We start from the raw sequence: 19,791 nt of genomic DNA on the forward strand, positions 1-19,791 counted from the left end.
TTTGGCAAAACATTCGGAGCTTCGGTGCTGAATAAAAATAAGTAATTTTTCATAATAATATGCTGCCATATTATCTGACACGTTTTCCTGTGATTTAAAGGATCCGGAAATTATGAATAATCAGAACGGCACATCTAAAACTGTCGATCTTGAAGATCTCGTCGCCTCTACTGATACTGGCAACAGGGTACTTGTGGGGGTTGTAGCTAAGCTACTAGCTGGGCTGGCACTGGCTTGGTCTCTATTTCAGTTGTACTACGCATCTAATTTTCCGTTCATTCTTAGTGATATCACAGGCCTCCAAGTAGTTTTTAATTCCGACAGCGCCAGAGCCATACATCTAGCTTTTGCCTTTGTCCTTACCGCTTTGTCTTATCCGCTATTTAAGTCTTCACCACGTGATCGGGTCCCGTGGTACGATTGGATTTTGGCAGTTCTTGGAGTAATGTCGTGTTGCTATTTGATATTGTTCGAAAATCAAATAGCAACACGAGCTGGATTGCCTAACGAGGTGGATTTATTGATCTCGACGTTAGGCATCGCTTTGGTTTTGATCTGTACCTATAGAGCACTCGGCTTACCGCTGGTAATAGTCGCTTTGGTATTTCTTACTTACGTTTTTTTTGGTCACCAAGCATTTATTCCAGAAGTTATTCAGTGGAAGGGTGGCTCTTATGGAAAGGCCATGTGGCATTTTTGGATGCAAACCGAAGGTGTTTTCGGTGTTGCTCTCAGCGTGTCAACGTCAATGGTATTCATGTTTGTCTTATTTGGTTCATTGCTTGACAAGGCTGGCGCAGGTAATTACCTAATAAAGGTTTCTTTTGCTTTACTGGGACATCTGCGAGGTGGCCCAGCAAAAGCGGCAGTAATTTCTTCAGCAATGACTGGACTAATCTCCGGTTCTTCAATCGCTAATGTAGTTACTACAGGTACTTTTACCATACCATTAATGAAGCGTGTAGGCTTTTCTGGAAATAAAGCCGGAGCCGTGGAAGTTGCTTCTTCAGTTAACGGTCAGATTATGCCACCGGTTATGGGGGCAGCAGCTTTTCTTATGGTAGAATATGTTGGCGTAACTTATCTTGATGTAGTCCGTCATGCAATTTTACCAGCTTCGATCTCCTATATAGCACTACTATACATAGTACATCTAGAAGCCTTGAAAGCTAATATGAAAGGACTAACAAAACCAGGTCTCCCGCGCTCAATGCTAGAAACTATTATAGGCTTGCTAACTGGGTTTCTTGCTATCGCTATTCCAGCTGCAATAATTTATTATTCGCTTGGTTGGACTAAAAGAATATTTGGTGAGTTCAGTTTTTATGCCGTGTGCATTTTGTTTGTAGTGGCTTATATTTTATTGTTGGCAATAGCTGCTCGACTGCCCGAACTGGAAATGGATAATCCTAACGCTCCAGTTACTAGTCTACCAGAGATAAGGCCGACAATTCTATCAGGCCTTTATTTTTTGCTGCCTATTGTAGTATTAGTTTGGTCTCTGATGGTTGAGCGATTATCACCTGGACTTAGCGCCTATTGGGCAAGCGCAGCAATGCTGTTTATTTTGATTACTCAGCATCCTCTGAAGGCGATGTTTCGTAAATCTGGGGGCTTATCTAAAGGATTAACACGTGGTTTATCGGAGATTTTGGAAGGATTAATCGCCGGAGCTCGTAACATGATCGGTATTGCGGTTGCTACCGGGGCAGCGGGAATTATTGTCGGTACCATCTCGCTGACTGGTGCACACCAGGTTGTTGGTGAGTTTATCGAATATCTTTCTGGCGGTAATTTGATGGCTATGTTGGTGCTGGTAGCAATTTTTTCTTTAGTCCTAGGAATGGGTTTACCAACCACGGCTAATTACATCGTGGTTTCTTCTTTAATGGCTGACGTATTAGTTAAGGTTGCTGCACAAAACGGTTTAGTTGTGCCTCTGATAGCAGTGCACTTGTTCATTTTTTATTTCGGTATATTAGCGGATGTTACCCCCCCTGTTGGTCTTGCTTCTTTTGCTGCAGCTGCAATTTCTGGTTCTAACCCGATCAACACTGGTTTTACTGCTTTCTACTATTCCTTACGCACGGTAGCACTCCCTTTCTTATTTATCTTTAATACTGATTTACTATTAATCGATGTTAGTTCGCTGGAAGCTGTGTTTGTATTTATGATTGCTACTGCTGCAATGTTACTGTTTGCTGCGGGCACTCAGGGGTATTTCTTTGCTAAGAATCGTTTGTGGGAAGCGCTAGCATTACTCCTCGTAGCCTTTACCTTATTTCGTCCCGGATTTTGGCTTGACCTGATTGAAGATCCATTTGAGAGAATTGAGCCGATACGTGTTGTTGAAACAGCACACAAATTACCTAAAAATAGTGAGCTGCGTCTGGTCATAAGAGGGCCTAGCGTAGATGAATCAAATTCAGCAGGTTATACTACTACTATCGTGGTACCTCTTGGGGCATGTGCTGATGGATTAGATAGGTTAAGGAATGCAGGCATACTAGTAAGGGTGGAAAATGGCATCGCTAAATTGGACGAACCACTCCAATTTGTTAATTCTAGCAATATTCTAACTCAAAAGCTGGGAGATTTTGACTTTTATGACAACGATAACCCAGTACATATCTCCGAGGTTTATGTTAAGGCACATCGTTTACCAAAAGAGGTATTTTATATTCCTGCACTTTTGCTGCTTTGGTTAGTCATCGCATTACAAAATCGACGTACTGCATTATTAGCATTTTAAAAAGGCCAGCGATATGTTTTTAGATATTTTGCTAGCGATAGATTTGGTATCTCCGCAAACTCAAGAAAAGGCTGTTGCGATTGCTGTCGAGCAAGCCAAATTATTTAATGCTCGATTACATGTCTTAACCGTAGTTCCAGAAGTTCATTCAGGTATAGTGGCTGGTTTTTTCCCTAAAAACTTTGAGAGTGCGGCCATAGAAGTAGCTCGTCAGCAGTTACGTAATTTTTGCGAAAAAAGAATTCCTTCTAATGTAAAGCTTCAGCATGTGGTCGCTCATGGGACTATTTATCAAGAAATCGTTAAGGCTGCTCAGCAAACTAAATGTGATCTTATAGTGATGGCTTCACATCGTCCAGAGCTATCAGATTTTTTATTGGGACCAAACGCAGCAAGAGTTGTTCGCCATGCTTCATGTTCAGTAATGATTATTCGTGATTAAGGATGAAGTGCATTATAAATGATTAATTTTTTTAATTTTATTGAATAAATATTTTGCTAAAATCTATTATTAGTTTACTTATAATTATTAACTAAATCATATAGTTGCCTATAATATACTATATTTTAGCTTTATGCTAGTGCCATTCACTATTATTACTAAGCATATTAAAAGATTTTGAATACAGTAATATTGAAGCAGTATTGCATACTTTTTTATTTAAGCAATTGATTATTCAAACATCATTATAAAAAACCAGATTATTAATATTAGAACCGAACTAAAAAACTTTAATTTGCATTCTATAGATTTTATCAGATAAGGTTAATAATCAGTATTTATAAAGAAATATCAATGCTAGTTGAGCACATAGATAACACATTTAACTTAAAATTTAAAATAGAACATAAAGTACTTTTATTGCAAACATAAATTAAATTATGTGTGGATTAATAATTTAGTCGATCATACCCAGATTGTTAGGCAGAAATTATCTTAATATCTTTGTATGATTATCATATAACTAGACTAGCTAATTAGCTTTTAATTGAATTATTAAATTGCAATACTAGTTAATTTGCGTTACAAGCTAATGCTATTTTAACGTATAGGGATTTAATGAGTCAATTTATCATAAAAATTAAACTATCTAACAGATATAGGCAAATTTAATCAACTTTTCTACTTATTTTGGCTATTAAAATTAGTTTGATGTTGACAAGCTGTTAGATAGCTCTTTCATGGATATCATCACATTAAAAACATTAAACAAATAGTAATGTTAATACTACTTTACTAATATTACTAAGAAGGTCAATAAAAATAATGCGCCTACTCAGGGAAGGGTAAATAAAAAAACACACAGGGTGCGATAAGCAAAAAAGCAAACACGTTGTATTTAGCGATTTCTTCAGCTAAGTAAATAGCATTTTATTACAAGAGCAGCGAAAATTGACACAAAATTCCTAGGTAGTATATTAGTAAATATCGCTAAAAATGTAAATCACAAGTTGACATATGCATTTCGAAAAAGAAAATCTTATCGTTTTTGAAATCAAAAGCCAGCACAATATATGAATAAATTTACTAATGACATGTTTATTATTATTTTTCTCAAATAAAAAAGCTACTTTATGAAAGTGACACAAATACTTTATGCTTTGTTAGCACTACAAACAATTTATTCTTCGTCATAAGACCGATTGTTTTTTAGAAATTTCTTGCTTTGTTCATCCCAAAGGGATAAAACTAGATATCTTGATCAGCACAAACTCTTTTAATTTTATTTCCAAATTGTTATTACAAATTTGGAAATTCACTAGTAAGGGCATTGAATTTATCATCGATTATAAATATTTTTTATTTCTTTTTTCGAAATTGATCTAAAAAAACTACATCAGCAAGCAAACTAGGGGTATTTTTCTCTACAGAAACTTCTCCCTTCTGTGCAATATTCCGACTAGCTATTTGTTCAAATTGTAAGCCAAATTGAACAGAAGGATCAGCAAAACTAGTAAGAGCCTCAAAAGGAATTGCTATTGACTCAAGTACATTATTAAAGCTCAGCATTAGTAAAAACTTATCCTCCATTACCTCCAGATTCCAAAACTGGAACTGTAGAATAATAGTCATCTTATCTGGATAACGCTCAAATAAATACTTCGGAATTTTTACTCCATTAGCACGCGTTTTAAATGTAATATACAAACTTCTATTATCAGAAAGACCATGCCGCGCAACTAGCTTAAGAGTTTGCTTAACTACATCACGCAAGGCGGTTTCGACCATTAAGTCGTATCGAAAAATATCCTCGTCCATTTGCTTTAATGCATCTATGATCTTTAGTCCTAAGACAGATTAAAAGGAGATTTGTTGATCTTCAGAAAAAATTTCTAGCCAAATCTGCCAAGTAATCTAAAAAGCACGAGCCTTCTGTTGCTAGGCGGCTCGCAAGCCTCACGTTTTAGGCAAAAATCCAAAACGAATTAGTTAGAGGAAGCCGAGCCGCATCACGCAGCCAGGCGAGCCTCAAAATAGTTGTCGTTCGCAACTAGTATGAAAGCCCGATAACGGTGGAACAATACCGAGCAAAAAGTGACCCTTTATTACGCACGTCGACTCTATTTCGCCCCCATTAAAAACCTGCTATCCATAATATAGATACAACTCATGGTGGAGGCGCCGGGTACCGCCCCCGGTTCCGCTGCGCTTATTCCGAGCACCATTTATCGCCATAGTCGAACGTTAAGATCTGACGAACAATAATGTAGTCTTTGTTAAAGATTATTAAAGAGGTATCAAAAAAGACTACATTATAAATATTTTTTCAAGTAAAAATAATCCTGAATTGCATTTTTATTCAAAAGATTTTTATTGTAAATTTAATAATTTAAAAAAATGAAATGTTGATTAATCTCCACAATAAAACAGGCAAGCATTTTAGTTATCATGCTTTGTTTGAGCTATGAACTTACTCCGATCGTTCTAGTAGGGTTGTTAATAAAAACGAAAGATTAGAAAAATTACTATAGAATTTGCTATTCATCGCCCATAACGAATGAAATTACTGAGTTTACAAGCAGACAAAACCAATGAATTTAGGCGTTAAATTTCGACAGCTAATTCCTGGTTAATAATTATAACAACAGCTAATTCCTGGTTAATAATTATAACATATCACCTAGAAAGAAAACAAAGATATCTTAAAATTTTTAAATTTATGACAAGTAAAAATCATAGACATATGGTATAATGAATGCACTTAATCGATGATAAGATTCAGCCAATTTAATCTAAAAACTGATTTTTGTTCTTTGATGAAAAACTAATAGTATTAGTAATAATTATATGGATAAAAATCCTGCTCTTACCTAAGGGTTTTCATGATTCGCTATGATTGAATGTAGCCTGATCTAGAAAAGGATTTGTTTAGTTATCAACTAACCAAATAATATCAATGAATAACTTTGATAGTCTTTGCTTTAACTACTAAGAAAGTACTCTCAAGTTATGTAAATTCTACATTTAGAAATAGAACAAAATTTATCTATGAGCCTTGATTTACACTTATGCGCATAAATAATCCAAAACAAACTAGCACAGCATTGCGATAATTAATTTGCCTATATTGAAATTCATAATAACAAAGCAGATTAATATTAAATCTGGATTTGGGAGTATACTATAAGAATGTAAGAATTCATGAAACCTAGATACTAATGAAACCTAGATACTAATAGAGAAGAAAGTAAAGCAATATTTTCTTGTTTTTACCAGTCAATAGACTTCATTTTTATGACCAATCAAATAAACTAGCACGCTAGTTATTTGATTAAATCTATGAGGATAAAATCACTAAAATTACTATCATTGCGGCAATGGCTGACAACATGGTAATCGGTCGTAGTAATGCTGGGTTACCTTGGTCAATACCTAAGGATCTTGCTCGTTTTAAACGTCTTACACTGGGTCACAGCATATTAATGGGTCGCCGTACCTGGGAGACAATTGGCTACCCTCTGCCCCTTCGACGATCAATAGTTTTAACTCGTGATATCAACTGGGTTGCAAATGGAGCATATCGAGTAAAAGATTTGGATACTGCCATCGCAGTATGTAGTGAAGAAAAGGAAATATTTATCATTGGCGGAAGCGAAATCTTTGCTTTAACTATTCCTTTGGCTGATTCTTTATCTCTTACTTTTATACATTCACAGGCGTGTGGTGATGTTAAATTTCCAAAGATTAATTGGTTTGCTTGGAGCGAAATCTGGAGAGAAAATCATGTAGCTGAAGATAGTCGACCGGCATTTACTTTTACTACTTATGTGCGCGCCCAGGTACGATACTACAATCGTTAAAAAGTTAATTAATATTAAAATTTAGTAAAAGCAACTTGTAAAACGTCTGAGCAAAACTCTCCTCAACTATGAGTTAGTTGGTGTTAAATAAAAAATTTGTTTGCGAGTTAGCTAAATAACCACACAATATCATTATTCGATAAAGCGTTTTATAAACGGTCGTTGTTGTGTGTTAACAAGAACCAGAGATGGCTAATTTTACTTTATTAGCAATATTAGTAAATGCTGTTCCATGTGAAGTTAAAGGTTTGGAAGCAACTATCGGAGTGCCATTATCGCTAGCTACTCGGATGTCAAGGTGCAGAGGTATCTCACCCAAGAATGGTACACTTAGTTTTTTGGCTTCTATACGTGCTCCTTCGTAACCAAAAATATCGCTGCGCTTACCACAACAAGGGCATATAAAATAGCTCATATTTTCTACAATTCCTAGAATTGGAACAGCTACTCGGCGAAACATATTAAGCCCCTTGCGCGCATCAATCAAGGCAATGTCTTGCGGTGTAGAAACAATTACCGCGCCAGCCATAGGAACTCGTTGGGCCATAGTAATCTGAGCATCCCCAGTGCCAGGAGGCATGTCAACTACAAGTAGATCCAATTCACCCCATTCAACGTCACGAAGCATTTGTTCTAAAGCACCCATTACCATTGGCCCGCGCCAAATAGTTGGTGTATCTTCTGCTGTCAAAAAGCCTATTGACATGCATTTAATCCTGTGATTTTCTAACGGCAATATTTTTTTACCTTTAAAAATCTCAGATTTATGTTTAATACCCATCATGCGCGGTAATGAAGGGCCATAAACATCAGCATCCAGCATACCTACTTTCAAACCATTTTCGGAAAGAGCTATTGCCAAATTAGTAGCAACGGTTGATTTGCCCACTCCACCCTTGCCAGAAGCAACAGCGATAATGGATTTAATTTTTGGTATCGCTTGGCGTGGTGGTATACGATTTTGTTGGGGATGAACAGTACCGCGATGCGCTGTAAGTACAGCTTTTACTGATGATACGCCTGATATCAACAGAACAGCAGCTTCCGAAGCTTTTCGTAGACCTTCCATGGCATGCCCCTTGGCTGGATCTACCTCTAGCGAGAAGCTAACATTACCTTCGTTGATTACTAATCCTGATACCTTAGCGACTGTGAGTAATGTAGCTCCGGAAGTCGGATCAACTACTTTTGCTAAAGCATTTTGAATAGATTCTTTGTAAACCATTGTCATAGGTTGAAATCCCTGCCATTTCGCCAACATACTGGAAGTTGTAACATACTACAAACCCAGCATTTGGGATATTAGATTATTCAGCTGTGCCTTATAAACGCGCCGGCAGTATACTACTTTTCCCGCTTCAAATATAGAGAGGAATAGCTATGCCTTGGAGGGATCAAGGAGGACGTAAACGAGGTCCCTGGGGAGAGAGCAACGAAAGTGGAGGGCTTATCAATTCACCTTGGGGGCGCTCTCGAGGAAATGGAGGAGGTAGTCAGGGACCGAGCCAGAATGATATCGAAGATATGTTACGTCGTCAGCAGCAAAAATTTCGCGATATGATGCCAAGTGGTTTTATTAGTCCTAGGTTTATTATTTTGGCAATTTTTATTGTTGCCTTTATTTGGCTGATATCTGGTTTTTATCGAGTACAGCCAAACCAACAGGGTATTGAACTTGTTCTTGGCAAATATCAAGGTATTCCAAAAGGACCTGGCCTGCAATGGAATTGGCCAACTCCAATTGGTGAAATATTCCTTCCGGATGTTACTCGCGAAAATAGGATTGAAATTGGTTTTCGTTCCGGAGTTAATGAACGCACAAACACTAGACAGGACGTTCCAGAGGAAAGCCAAATGATCACTGGCGATGAAAATATTATTGATATTGATTTTGTGGTATTTTGGCGTATTCGCAATGCCAGTAATTTTTTGTTTAACTTGCATAATCCTGAACAAACTGTGAAGGTTTCTGCTGAAGCAGTAATGCGTGATATCGTTGGCAATACAAAGATTCAGGATGCTCTAACTGAATGTCGTGGTGCAATTGAAACCTCTGCGCAGGAACAACTTCAGTTATTGGTTAATGAATATCAGGCTGGCATAGAGATCCGCTCTGTTCAACTCAACGAGGTTGATCCACCTGCTCAAGTAATCGATGCTTTCAACGAGGTCACGCGAGCACGACAAGACTTGGAGCGACTCAAAAATGAAGCAGAAGGTTATCGAAACGACGTGGTGCCTCGAGCCCGAGGGGAAGCCGCCCAAATAATTGAAAACGCCGATGCATATCGCCAAGAAGTAGTTAACCGGGCTCAAGGGGACGCTAATCGATTTAGCTCAGTTTACGAAGCTTATAAACGAGCTAAAAAACTGACAACTAGACGTATCTACCTAGACACTTTGGAAGAAATTCTATCAAACATAAATAAAGTAATCATTGACGATAACGTTAAGAATAGTGGTGTTATACCTTATTTACACCTACCAGAAATTCATAAATTATTCAGCAATAATCGTTTAACGAAAGATAGTAGCCCTAAAATAAAAGGGGGGGGGGAGTAACTAAATGAACTGGGTAATTACCAGTATTTGCATCTTAGTCGGGATGGGTGTCATTCTTTCGCAGTCCTTATTTGTTGTTAATGAAACCGAGCAAGCATTAGTAGTGCTCTTTGGTGAACCGGTTCGCGAAATTCGAAAACCAGGTATTAATTTCAAAATTCCTTTGGCGGAGAACACCACTTATTATGAGCGTCGCGCGCTTGATGTAGATCCGCCGCGCCAGCAAGTAATTCTAGCTGACCAAAAACGTCTTGATGTAGATAGTTACGCTCGCTATAAAATTATTGATCCGTTACAGTTTTTTCGAGCAGTACGTGCTGAAAGTGAAGCAGCTTCAAGACTGTCAATAATTATCAACTCTTCACTAAGACGTGTTCTGGGCAACCAAACATTAGCTGATGTCTTGTCTAAGAAGCGTGCTAGAATTATGACTAATATTAAAACTGAGGTAAACGATAGCGCACAGCGATTTGGTATGGAGATAATTGAAGTACGCATTCGTAGAGCTGACTATCCGGATGCGACTAAGCAAAATATATTCGATCGTATGACTTCTGAGCGAGAGCGTGAAGCAAGAGAGTTTCGCGCTCAAGGGAGTGAGCAAGCGCAAAAAATTCGGGCAGATGCTGACAAACAACGCACGGTTATCGTTGCAGAATCTCAAAAAAACGCAGAAATTTTACGCGGTCAGGGTGATGGTCAAGCGATAAAAGTTTATACCGATGCTTTCAGTCGCGATCCTGCGTTTTTTGATTTTTATTGGTCCATGCAAGCGTATAAGAAGATGGTGAACCATGGAAATAGTGATACCACAATGGTGCTTTCCCTGAATAGTGCGTTTTTTAAGTATTTTAATTCCATAGCTAGTAATAAACCATCTATGGATGCTCAGTAATTTAGAATTATTAGGCATAGTAAATATAATGAAATATATTAATTTATTCTATGATAATGATTGTGTATTTTTATTAGTTAAAAGTACTGTTTTATGATATGGTCTATAAATAGAAAATTTAGCTTTTTGTTAGTGATTAATTTCATGATTTAGATATATAGCTAAGCTATGAATTAAAAATATTTATTTCATTATGATAATCTTTTATCTTAGTGTTGTAAAATATTAGATCATTAAAAACTGGGTTGTATATTAATCTAATATATAACCCACCTTCTGTTATTATTGCTTTAGTGAAAAAATTAACTTTTGCGGAATACTATCTTGTTGGATAAAAAAGTTATTTCGAACAAGATTCTAAGTTAGTTCGATAAAAAATAAGATTATTGGACTGCTTTTTATAACTTAGGTATACAGTTTTTGCTTATTTACCAAAGATATCTAAAGCAGTATAGGAATAATTAGTAATTACATTACTATTAAGGTATAAATAAAATAATATATTGAGACTACATTTAACTTAATAATAAGGCTTTACTTTTTTACTAAACTTAATTAATTCTTATATTTAATTAATATTGGTAGTATTATTTAATCAGTTTAACAATTTTTACTTAAATTTAACTTAAGACTATTTTTAGTTAAAACTATTTTTTAGTTAAAATTGTATCGTAGATAATGACCTTTCTAGAAGGTTGCTTCAATTTATAAGACACTCTTATAGGTAGCGCGTAAAGTGTATTAAGATCATTAAAAAGAATTTTAACTTAATGGCTAACTTATATTAGCAATAATTACGATAATTTCTAAACTATTTAGTAATTTTTTATTTACATAGTTTATTACAAGATGGATTTAGCGCAACAAAGATTATTTTTTGTTAGATGTCAACTTATTTAATATTATAATTTACCATGCAGATATGATCAACTGTTATTAAAATGCTCTTGTTTACTTAATATTGTACCGGGATCTATTTTTAGATTTTTATTATCGATACTGTAGCAGTAAAGGAAGTAAAGTTTATGCCCTTATTTGCAGCAACCGATCCAGCAGATAAGGTAGCTCTGCTAAACGCTGTAGCTATCCTAGCTAGAGCAGCTGGACAAATTGAGTTGTTTTATTATCGTGTTGGCACTGTGACTTCCACTAAAATGGATGGTAGCATTGTTACTGCTGCTGATCAAGCAGCCGATACTTATATCGTAAAAAACCTTAATTTACTTACCCCAAATATTCCGGTGGTGGCTGAGGAAAGTTTTGAAGCTGGTGAGATACCCGATATTTCTTATGGAAGGTTTTGGTTAGTTGATTCGCTTGATGGCACCAAGGAATTTGTTAATGATAGTATTGATTTCACGGTCAATATCGGATTGATCTGGGATGGTATTCCCATTCTTGGTGCTTTGCATACACCTGAAAATGGCATAGTTTGGGGTGGTATACTAGGTGAAGGCGCATGGGAAGAGTGCAAAGACGGTACTCGGAAAATGATTGCTGTTCGTAAATCTCTTCCGGATAAACTAAGCGTAGTTGCTAGTCGCAATAGTCAGAATCCAGAGTTAGATGCTTACATCAGGAAAATGCATGTGAAAGAAATCCTGTTACGTGGCTCTGCTTTAAAATTTGCTCTTATTGCTAGAGGTGATGCTGATATTTATCCCAGAACTAGCCCTACAATGGAATGGGATACGGCCGCAGGTCATGCTTTATTGCTAGCAGCTGGAGGAACAATGACAAAATTTGACGGTAGTCGATTTGATTACGGTAAGCCAAACTTTCTTAACGAAAAGTTCATAGCTCGAGGCCTCTGAGTAAATTTAGACCAGTACACTTTAGACCAGTACACTATTTTAACTACAATACTATTATTTAACTACAATACTATTATTAAAAATAATTTTGCCGTTGTTAGATCTAAAAACAAATAAAAACTAATTTTAGTATTGTAGTTTACATGTAATAATAGTTGAGAAAACTAATCTTTTTGTTTAGATAAGAGCGATAAATTAATTTATTTAAAAACTATAAAACTTTAGGATTGGCAAATAGTCAAAAAAATAAAATTTTTTGCTTTTAGTGAGCGCATAATCTAAAAATTCTTACTTACTTTTCTTCGAAAGAAGATTTTTTGGTTGACTGTCATCTAATTAATCAGCTATTAATATAGTCAAGTTTCATTTTCCGAGTTACCCAATAGTTAAATATTAGAATAATAAAACGACTTACGATAAGTAACTCGCAGAAAGGTAGTTGATTTGATCAACGCAGATTCTAAAAACCCAAATATTGACAATATTGTAGCATATGACTAGTACAATTTTAACTGTTAAAAGCAAACGCGTAGAGTAAGCTGTGAAGCTTATTTTATTTTTATTTAGGGAAAATCATGCAGGATTTGCTTTACTTTTTAAGAACTTTACTCAAAAAAGCTGCTCCTGAGCTTAAACCACCCTCATCGATGCTATGGCCAATGCCTGGCCTTGAAATAGATGTTACTGTTATGCCAGCAGATGTAAGAGAACTCTGTGCCGCTTCCATGGCACTAAATGGCACGACATTGTCTAAAGTACCATGAATCAGCAAAACTTGTGGTCTTGAAGTAATAGGATCTTCCGGTATGTCTTCGACGATCAATGCACCAGAATAACCAACAATGCCTGCAATAGGCGGCAAACGACGTAGAGCAGTATACAAAGCTATCATTGTTCCTTGACTGAACCCTACTAAAGCAAGTTTATTGGCAGTAATAGATAAGCGATCTAGCTCAACATTAAGAAAGTGATTAAGTATTTCTGCCGTTTTACGCATGCTAGTATGCATGCTATTATGATCACCATCATGCATAAGATTAAACCATTGACGACCAGAGTGGGTTATATCGCAAGGAAAAGGAGCGTGGGGTGCAATAAAAGCTACTGAACCCATTTCTGGCGCCCAAATCCGAGCAACTTCTATCAGGTCATTTCCATCAGCTCCTAATCCATGTAGCATTACCACTAATGCCTCTGCTTTATCGCCGCTCGATGGTTCCAAACTTGGACCATAAATTTGTTTAATTTGTGTCATAATCGTTTCATCCGTCACATTGATCAACTTTTAGTTAATCAATACTGGCTATAATTATCATATAATAAGATATACTGTTATAATTTAGCATAAAACTCAAAATATTATGATATTTTATCGAAATACTAGCTTAATTGTTAAGCCATATTTGATCACCCACCCAATAAGATTATATTTAGGTTTAATATAGTTTATCAATCAATTATATTCAAATTGATATTATATTTTGCTATTTTACATTTAGGGTGGTAATTAATATTGCAATTAAAAGCAGCGTAGCTTTTAATCTAACATACCAAATACAGTGCAGAGCGTTCTTCGCATAATAAGAAATCATTTTTGAAGTATGTCTATTGGTCGTTTGGAGGTTATTTTACAACACTTTTATAGCAAATACCGATAAATTTATTGCATAAATGAATTTATTTAATTCAAATTCACTAACTAGTATCCAATATATACTGCTTGAAAGGTAAAAATTTATAAACTAAGCATCTGCTGCAAAAAGCAAATTATCTAAACACAAGATAAAATTAATGCAGCAATGTAATAAACAAACCAAACTACTAAATGAGTTAATTCATCCGCTTCCAGCGGAATAGCTATTATTGGTTAAAAGCTAAGCGCAGTTCACTTAAGTTAAGGACAATCTTACGAATAGAAATAAAAAAAGATTCGAACACAAAAATAATCTTAACTAAACTTTAATTATACAACAATACATTATATCTTAATGATTACTTTTCTTTAAATTAATTTAAGCTGATTTTTAGGTTTAGTGTGAGATATAAGCGCAATAAAAATTAAGTGCGCTTTGGTATATCAAATCAAAAAATAGTATATCGACCGAAGGTCCAACCAGCAGCAAATGCTAGCAAGATGTGCCAATAACTTAGCTGAGTTCTTGTCTGTAAAATCAATCGCATCGTATCGGGGTGTAATTTGATGCTACCATCTTTCATGTAGCCGAGTGCTTTATCTGCCTGACGAATCAGCGAAGGCATTTGCTTAATGCCTCGCACAATATCCGCGCTTATTAATGCTATACGAGCTTCCGGTCCTCGGTTTTCGCGCATCCACTCCTCAATTAACGGCTTAGCTAGATCCCACATGTTGACGTTTGAGTTCAAACTTCTACCTACGCCCTCCGACATTACCATAGTTTTATGCAATAATAAGAGCTGAGGCTGGGCTACCATATCAAAATTTTCTGCGATACGTAAAACTTGCCCGAATAATTTAGCCACAGATATTTCCTTCATAGACTTGTTAATCAGTGGCTCGCCGACTGATCGGATAGCTTGAGTAAATAGATCGATAGACTTATTGGCTGGGACCATACCCATTCGAAAATGAACTTCTGCTACTGTACGCCATTTACCTAACAAAAAACTGGCCAATGTGTCTGCCAAGTAGTATCGTGTTTGCAGATCAAGTCGTCCCATAATTCCGAAATCTACAGGCATTAATACACCATCTGGTGATACTAACATGTTACCGGGATGCATGTCAGCGTGGAAAAATCCGTCACGAAAGACTTGATTAAAAAATACACCTGCAGCACGAGCCAGCAACATTGTTGGCTCCAAACTGGCCTTAGCAAGTGCTTTAGTATCATCTATGCGAAATCCATCAATCCATGCATTAGTGAATACTCGACTCGTAGTGCGATCCCAGTCAACCTCAGCAACAGCAAAACTTTTATCACCAACAAAGTTTTCCGCAAGCTCAACGGAAGCTGCTGCTTCTAGGCGAAGGTCTATCTCAATTTTAACGGTATCGCGAAAAACATTGATAATATCAACCGGTTTAAACCGATGAGATTTAGGTAAGTAACGCTGTAATATTTTAGCAATCCAAGAGAGCAGATTAAGGTCGCGAGCAATCGCCGTTTCAATATAAGGTCGTAAAATTTTTACCGCAACTTTACGTCCATTTTTGGTAGTGGCACGGTGCACTTGAGCTATAGAAGCTGCAGCAACCGGAGTTGTATTAAATTCGGAGAACAAAGCGTCAATAGGTGAACCTAATTCATGCTCTAGTATACTACGAGCAATCGCATAGTCAAATGGGGGTAAACGATCCTGAAGCTGTGTAAGATCTTCGGAAGCCTCTTCGCCAATTAAATCGCCACGAGTCGCTAAAGACTGACCAAGTTTGATAAATGTTGGGCCAAGCTGCGTTAGTGCTGCAGCAAGTCTTTGACCCCAACGACCGGTAATCGAATAACTACGTAAGTACCGAGCTATCTTGGCCAGATTAGAAATAGCGGGTGCTCCGTTTAGCGTTTCTAATGGTTCAAAGACACCATTCTTGGACAAAACCAGGAATATGTGTAATAGAAAAATTAGATTGCGCAATGAACGTATCATAGGAATTAGCGTATCACTTTAGAACCGCCAACCAGAATGAATTGCAACAATCCCAGCAGACAAATTTCGCCACTTAATATGTTCGAGTCCAACTCTGCTCATACGCTTTGCTAGATCATGCTGGCTAGGAAATTGGCGAATACTTTCAATAAGATATTTGTAAGCTGCACGATTATCTGCTATCTTTTCGCCTAACCAAGGTAAGACCCTAAAAGAGTAGATATCGTAAACAGAATTAAATAATCCTTCGCCTGGTCGAGAAAATTCTAAGCACATAAAACGGCCTCCACGACGTAATACTCTAGTCATTTCCATCAATGCTAAGTCAATGTTGGTTACGTTACGTAACCCAAATGCAATCGTAACGCGATCGACTAAACCTTCGCTTAATGGAAGTTGCTCAGCATTACCGACTACCCAATCCGTTATATCGCTACCATCTTTTTTCATACGTTCTTGTCCAACTGCAATCATCTTAGCGTTGATATCACAGACCGTGACCCGCCCACCACCACGTTTTTGCCAAAGATTTGCAATGTCCCCTGTCCCACCTGCAACGTCTAATAGCCATTGCTGCTGTCGCGGCGCTAACCAGTCCACAAATGCTTGTTTCCAAATTCGGTGAATTCCAAAACTCATCAGATCGTTCATTAAGTCATAGTTTGTTGCTACATTATCAAACAACTCGCGAACCATTAAGCTTTTTTCATTTGCAGTAACAGAGGTAAACCCAAAACTGCTCATACCTTCATGAATTTTAGCGCCGGAAGCGAATTTTTTATCAGTTGAGCAAATTAAATTGCTGTCATCACCATTTGCGTTAATCACTTTAAAATATATTCCATATTATTATAGTAAATGATATATAGTTTGTACCTTAATGATATATAGTTTGTACCTTAATATAGTTTGTCTAATGTTATTTATTCTCCCTAATAGTTTGTTTAATTGTAGTATATTTTATAAGCTTTTCTAATCTAGAATATTCATATTCATGTGAAATCAAGGCCACTAACTGTTAGATCTGACGATCTAACAGTTAGTGGCGAATGGTTACCTAGGGTGCGTTTAATTATTATGCCTGAATTGCCTGAAGTAGAAAATGTAATGCGTGGGCTTGCCCAGAGGTTAATAGGACAAAGATTGGCTAAGATTGAACTACGTCGCTCAACATTACGTTGGCCAATACCAGAGAACATAGTTGAACAGTTAACTGGTAAACGTATCACTGGTTTTCGTCGTCGAGCTAAATACATCATTATCGACCTTAATAGCAATATAAGCTGGATAATTCATTTAGGTATCTCTGGTCGTATATTAGTATTCAATGATTCAAAGCCTTTGATTGACATTCATGATCACGTAGTATGTCATACAGATGACTGCATTTGGATAAAATTTAATGATGCTCGTCGCTTTGGTATGATGGATTTGTATAAAACAAGTGAAATTCAGCAGCACAAATTACTTAAGAATATCGGACCAGAGCCTTTGGATAAAGGCTTTTCTGGTACAATGTTAGAATCTGCATTATCCGGCAAACATGTGCCAATCAAAGCAGCTCTACTTGACCAAAAAATAGTAGCCGGAATCGGTAACATTTATGCATCTGAAACTTTGCATCGTTCCGGGATTTTACCATCGCATCTTGCTATGAATATTACTGAAAAACGAGCAGAAAAATTGGTTTTAGAGATAAAATCAGTGCTTACTGAGGCTATAGCTGCAGGTGGATCTAGTCTAAGAGATCACCGTCAAGTTAATAACAAACCTGGATTTTTCCAGAATTTTCTTCGTGTCTATAATCGCGAAGGGGAAAAATGTCTATCTTATGGATGTCATGGATCGGTGAAACGAGCAGTTCAGTACGGAAGATCAACTTTTTATTGTCCTCAATGTCAGCACTAAACTTGTAATCTGTTGTCATAAGTATTACAGTGTACCACGTTTATTTTTTTTCTAATGTGCTCTAAGATTCTTAAGCTAACAAGATCAACACTGCTTTATTTTTCAGTTTAAAGTAAAATGCCAAAGCATTGTATCAAATGAGCTTAGTCGCTTAAGCATCTTTTAACTGGAGATCCGAGCATATAAACTGCGATTACTAGATTACAAGATAAATTAATGGCTTAATAAGCCAGAATGTATTGTTGATATATTTTTTCTGGGAAATACTATCCAAAGTGAGTTAAGTAGGTACAAAATTATTAATTTTGTACCTACTTAACTCACTCGCTGCTGTAAAATTTGGCTGATATTTACTTATTATGATCGTAATATATTGTAGTCATGGTAGTTAAAAAAATCTTTGCAAATATTTAGATAATATTGTATTTTCCGTTAGAGACCATTAAAGCATAGTTCTGATATGATAAATCCGAGAAAAATGTCGCTGTTTTATGCGAGAATAAACGTGAGAATATCTTGTTTTGTATACCATAATCAAAAAAGCGCATTTTAGATTTTATAATAATGAAATAAGATTTTCAGCACTACGAAGGAATAATTGAAATAGCAAATTTAATTAACATAGTATTGTGTGAATCTATACTATGTTAATTATTCCGGTATGTTTGGGCGACGATAATTTTTATCTTGATTGCTGAACGATCCTCAGTAGAAGGCGTTGCTTGATAGGCCGATAGTGTGTTTTTCATCTAATTATAGGTTCAAGAACAAACATATAATTATTAGGTTCAAGAACAAACATATAATTTAGATAAAAAACTTAGTATAGTTAGAAAAGAATCAAATCGTTTTAAAAAACCAACAACTTGATACTGGTAAGATCGTAGATATAGACATTTAGATGATACATTTGTGAAGATAATCTTTGTTTACTTAGGCATAACGAATGTTACTAATGTGTTTAGTAATAGAATTTATTATGAAGGGAGAGAATATATTGGCTAATCATACTTCAGCTGAAAAACGCATACGGCGTAATGCAAAACGTTACGAGATAAATCATTCTCGTATCGCACGTATTCGGACTTACGTCAAAAACGTAAAAAAAGTAATTGCTACTGGTGATCATGCTAGTGCAATGGAAGTTTTTAAAGTAGTTCAGAAAGAGATGCATCGTGGAGCATCAAAGGGAGTTATGCATCGTAATAAAGTTGCTCGCAGTTTATCTCGACTTAATAGTAAGATTAAAGCTATGAGTACTTAAGTTTACACTATTTTCTTGTTGTAAAAAGGTCAATTAAGTTTGCTAAGTACTTGATTTAAAGTGTGATTTTTTGCTTTTGACTTCCCAGCAAGCAAATTAAAAAATTTGTAATTTTTACGATTGTTTTATCCAAATTCTAAAAGTTGCTATTTCCCTACTCCAGTAAACAAGCAAACTAATCATAAAAATTGCTGTAGTATATTTTAAGTTATTCTAATAAGCTAGATATCTTTACTGGTTAAGGATAATAAATATCTTGCCGCTTATAATGTTTATTAGGCATTTTAATTATTCCTACTTAGTATTTGGCAAAAAAAAGAAAAGCAAAAAAAATTCCAGTAAACCAAGTAGTAGCATTTGCATTGATTAAATCAGTGCAAATGCTACTACTTGGTTTACATTATTCATTATACGATTTATCTTCAGCGAATTAGAAATATTTGATATGTATCATACTGCTATATAAAAAAATAATATTGCTAGTCGCTAAATCTATCGGAAATTATTCCGATATAAAAAGCTTGGAAAAAGCTAACTGCTTAATACTTAAGCAAGCAAAAGATTTTACAAATCTATCAACTTGATATAAAAATCGAAGCAAAAATGTTAATTAAGCAAATTAAGTATTGCTTAACCAGATTAAAATACTAAAAATTTTAATCGATAT

13 protein-coding genes and 1 other RNA gene are annotated in these 19,791 nt (G+C 35.9%); 8 read left to right on the plus strand and 6 right to left on the minus strand.

The window, feature by feature from the left end; translation table 11 throughout:
* The first annotated feature begins 112 nt into the window (after positions 1-112).
* Positions 113-2,752, plus strand: coding sequence for a TRAP transporter permease (locus tag P856_RS02125; protein WP_025300526.1), 2,640 nt, complete (start codon positions 113-115; stop codon positions 2,750-2,752).
* Between the two features lie 13 nt (positions 2,753-2,765).
* Complete coding sequence (locus tag P856_RS02130; RefSeq protein ID WP_025300527.1) at positions 2,766-3,194, plus strand: universal stress protein; 429 nt, start codon at positions 2,766-2,768, stop codon at positions 3,192-3,194.
* A 1,359-nt stretch (positions 3,195-4,553) separates the two neighbouring features.
* Here P856_RS02130 and P856_RS02135 read toward each other — a convergent pair.
* The gene (locus P856_RS02135) at positions 4,554-5,012 is read right to left on the minus strand and encodes an SspB family protein (RefSeq protein WP_025300528.1); all 459 of its coding nucleotides are present in this window, start codon (positions 5,010-5,012) and stop codon (positions 4,554-4,556) included.
* A gap of 102 nt (positions 5,013-5,114) precedes the next feature.
* Positions 5,115-5,489, minus strand: a transfer-messenger RNA (tmRNA) gene (gene ssrA / locus P856_RS04195).
* Between the two features lie 1,073 nt (positions 5,490-6,562).
* Here ssrA and P856_RS02140 point away from each other — a divergent pair.
* Positions 6,563-7,054 (plus strand): dihydrofolate reductase, encoded by a 492-nt coding sequence (locus P856_RS02140; protein ID WP_227028698.1) that lies wholly within the window; start codon positions 6,563-6,565, stop codon positions 7,052-7,054.
* A gap of 172 nt (positions 7,055-7,226) precedes the next feature.
* Here P856_RS02140 and P856_RS02145 read toward each other — a convergent pair whose 3' ends face one another.
* Positions 7,227-8,285, minus strand: coding sequence for an Mrp/NBP35 family ATP-binding protein (locus tag P856_RS02145; protein WP_025300530.1), 1,059 nt, complete (start codon positions 8,283-8,285; stop codon positions 7,227-7,229).
* Between the two features lie 149 nt (positions 8,286-8,434).
* On the opposite strand from P856_RS02145, the gene hflK reads away from it, so the two are divergent.
* From hflK to cysQ, 3 genes are all read left to right on the plus strand, one after another.
* Complete coding sequence (gene hflK / locus P856_RS02150) at positions 8,435-9,616, plus strand: FtsH protease activity modulator HflK (RefSeq protein ID WP_025300531.1); 1,182 nt, start codon at positions 8,435-8,437, stop codon at positions 9,614-9,616.
* 4 nt (positions 9,617-9,620) lie between these two features.
* Positions 9,621-10,511: a protease modulator HflC gene (gene hflC / locus P856_RS02155; protein ID WP_025300532.1), complete on the plus strand. Its 891-nt coding sequence runs from the start codon at positions 9,621-9,623 to the stop codon at positions 10,509-10,511.
* A 1,025-nt stretch (positions 10,512-11,536) separates the two neighbouring features.
* Complete coding sequence (cysQ, locus tag P856_RS02160) at positions 11,537-12,325, plus strand: 3'(2'),5'-bisphosphate nucleotidase CysQ (protein ID WP_025300533.1); 789 nt, start codon at positions 11,537-11,539, stop codon at positions 12,323-12,325.
* A gap of 589 nt (positions 12,326-12,914) precedes the next feature.
* Here cysQ and P856_RS02165 read toward each other — a convergent pair.
* From P856_RS02165 to ubiE, 3 genes are all read right to left on the minus strand, one after another.
* Positions 12,915-13,580, minus strand: coding sequence for an alpha/beta hydrolase (locus tag P856_RS02165; protein WP_044214883.1), 666 nt, complete (start codon positions 13,578-13,580; stop codon positions 12,915-12,917).
* 827 nt (positions 13,581-14,407) lie between these two features.
* Positions 14,408-15,952, minus strand: a complete 1,545-nt coding sequence (ubiB, locus tag P856_RS02170) for a 2-polyprenylphenol 6-hydroxylase (protein WP_025300535.1) — start codon at positions 15,950-15,952, stop codon at positions 14,408-14,410.
* Between the two features lie 18 nt (positions 15,953-15,970).
* Positions 15,971-16,780, minus strand: a complete 810-nt coding sequence (gene ubiE / locus P856_RS02175) for a bifunctional demethylmenaquinone methyltransferase/2-methoxy-6-polyprenyl-1,4-benzoquinol methylase UbiE (protein ID WP_025300536.1) — start codon at positions 16,778-16,780, stop codon at positions 15,971-15,973.
* 168 nt (positions 16,781-16,948) lie between these two features.
* On the opposite strand from ubiE, the gene mutM reads away from it, so the two are divergent.
* Both mutM and rpsT read left to right on the plus strand, forming a co-directional pair.
* Positions 16,949-17,860: a bifunctional DNA-formamidopyrimidine glycosylase/DNA-(apurinic or apyrimidinic site) lyase gene (mutM, locus tag P856_RS02180; protein ID WP_081713429.1), complete on the plus strand. Its 912-nt coding sequence runs from the start codon at positions 16,949-16,951 to the stop codon at positions 17,858-17,860.
* Between the two features lie 997 nt (positions 17,861-18,857).
* Positions 18,858-19,124 carry a 30S ribosomal protein S20 gene (gene rpsT, locus P856_RS02185; protein ID WP_025300538.1) on the plus strand — a complete coding sequence of 89 codons (267 nt, stop codon included), beginning with the start codon at positions 18,858-18,860 and terminating at the stop codon, positions 19,122-19,124.
* Positions 19,125-19,791 lie beyond the last annotated feature (667 nt).

Origin of the sequence: Candidatus Endolissoclinum faulkneri L5 (genome assembly GCF_000510265.1) — a bacterium.
In the GTDB taxonomy this organism is placed as follows: domain Bacteria; phylum Pseudomonadota; class Alphaproteobacteria; order Thalassobaculales; family Thalassobaculaceae; genus Thalassobaculum; species Thalassobaculum faulkneri_A.

Excerpts from the sequence above, each read along its gene's own strand:
- ubiB (WP_025300535.1), bottom strand. The coding sequence starts at position 15,952 with ATGATACGTTCATTGCGCAATCTAATTTTTCTATTACACATATTCCTG.
- P856_RS02130 (WP_025300527.1), top strand. The coding sequence starts at position 2,766 with ATGTTTTTAGATATTTTGCTAGCGATAGATTTGGTATCTCCGCAAACT.
- hflC (WP_025300532.1), top strand. The coding sequence starts at position 9,621 with ATGAACTGGGTAATTACCAGTATTTGCATCTTAGTCGGGATGGGTGTC.
- P856_RS02145 (WP_025300530.1), bottom strand. The coding sequence starts at position 8,285 with ATGACAATGGTTTACAAAGAATCTATTCAAAATGCTTTAGCAAAAGTA.
- cysQ (WP_025300533.1), top strand. The coding sequence starts at position 11,537 with ATGCCCTTATTTGCAGCAACCGATCCAGCAGATAAGGTAGCTCTGCTA.
- hflK (WP_025300531.1), top strand. The coding sequence starts at position 8,435 with ATGCCTTGGAGGGATCAAGGAGGACGTAAACGAGGTCCCTGGGGAGAG.
- P856_RS02125 (WP_025300526.1), top strand. The coding sequence starts at position 113 with ATGAATAATCAGAACGGCACATCTAAAACTGTCGATCTTGAAGATCTC.
- P856_RS02165 (WP_044214883.1), bottom strand. The coding sequence starts at position 13,580 with ATGACACAAATTAAACAAATTTATGGTCCAAGTTTGGAACCATCGAGC.
- P856_RS02135 (WP_025300528.1), bottom strand. The coding sequence starts at position 5,012 with ATGGACGAGGATATTTTTCGATACGACTTAATGGTCGAAACCGCCTTG.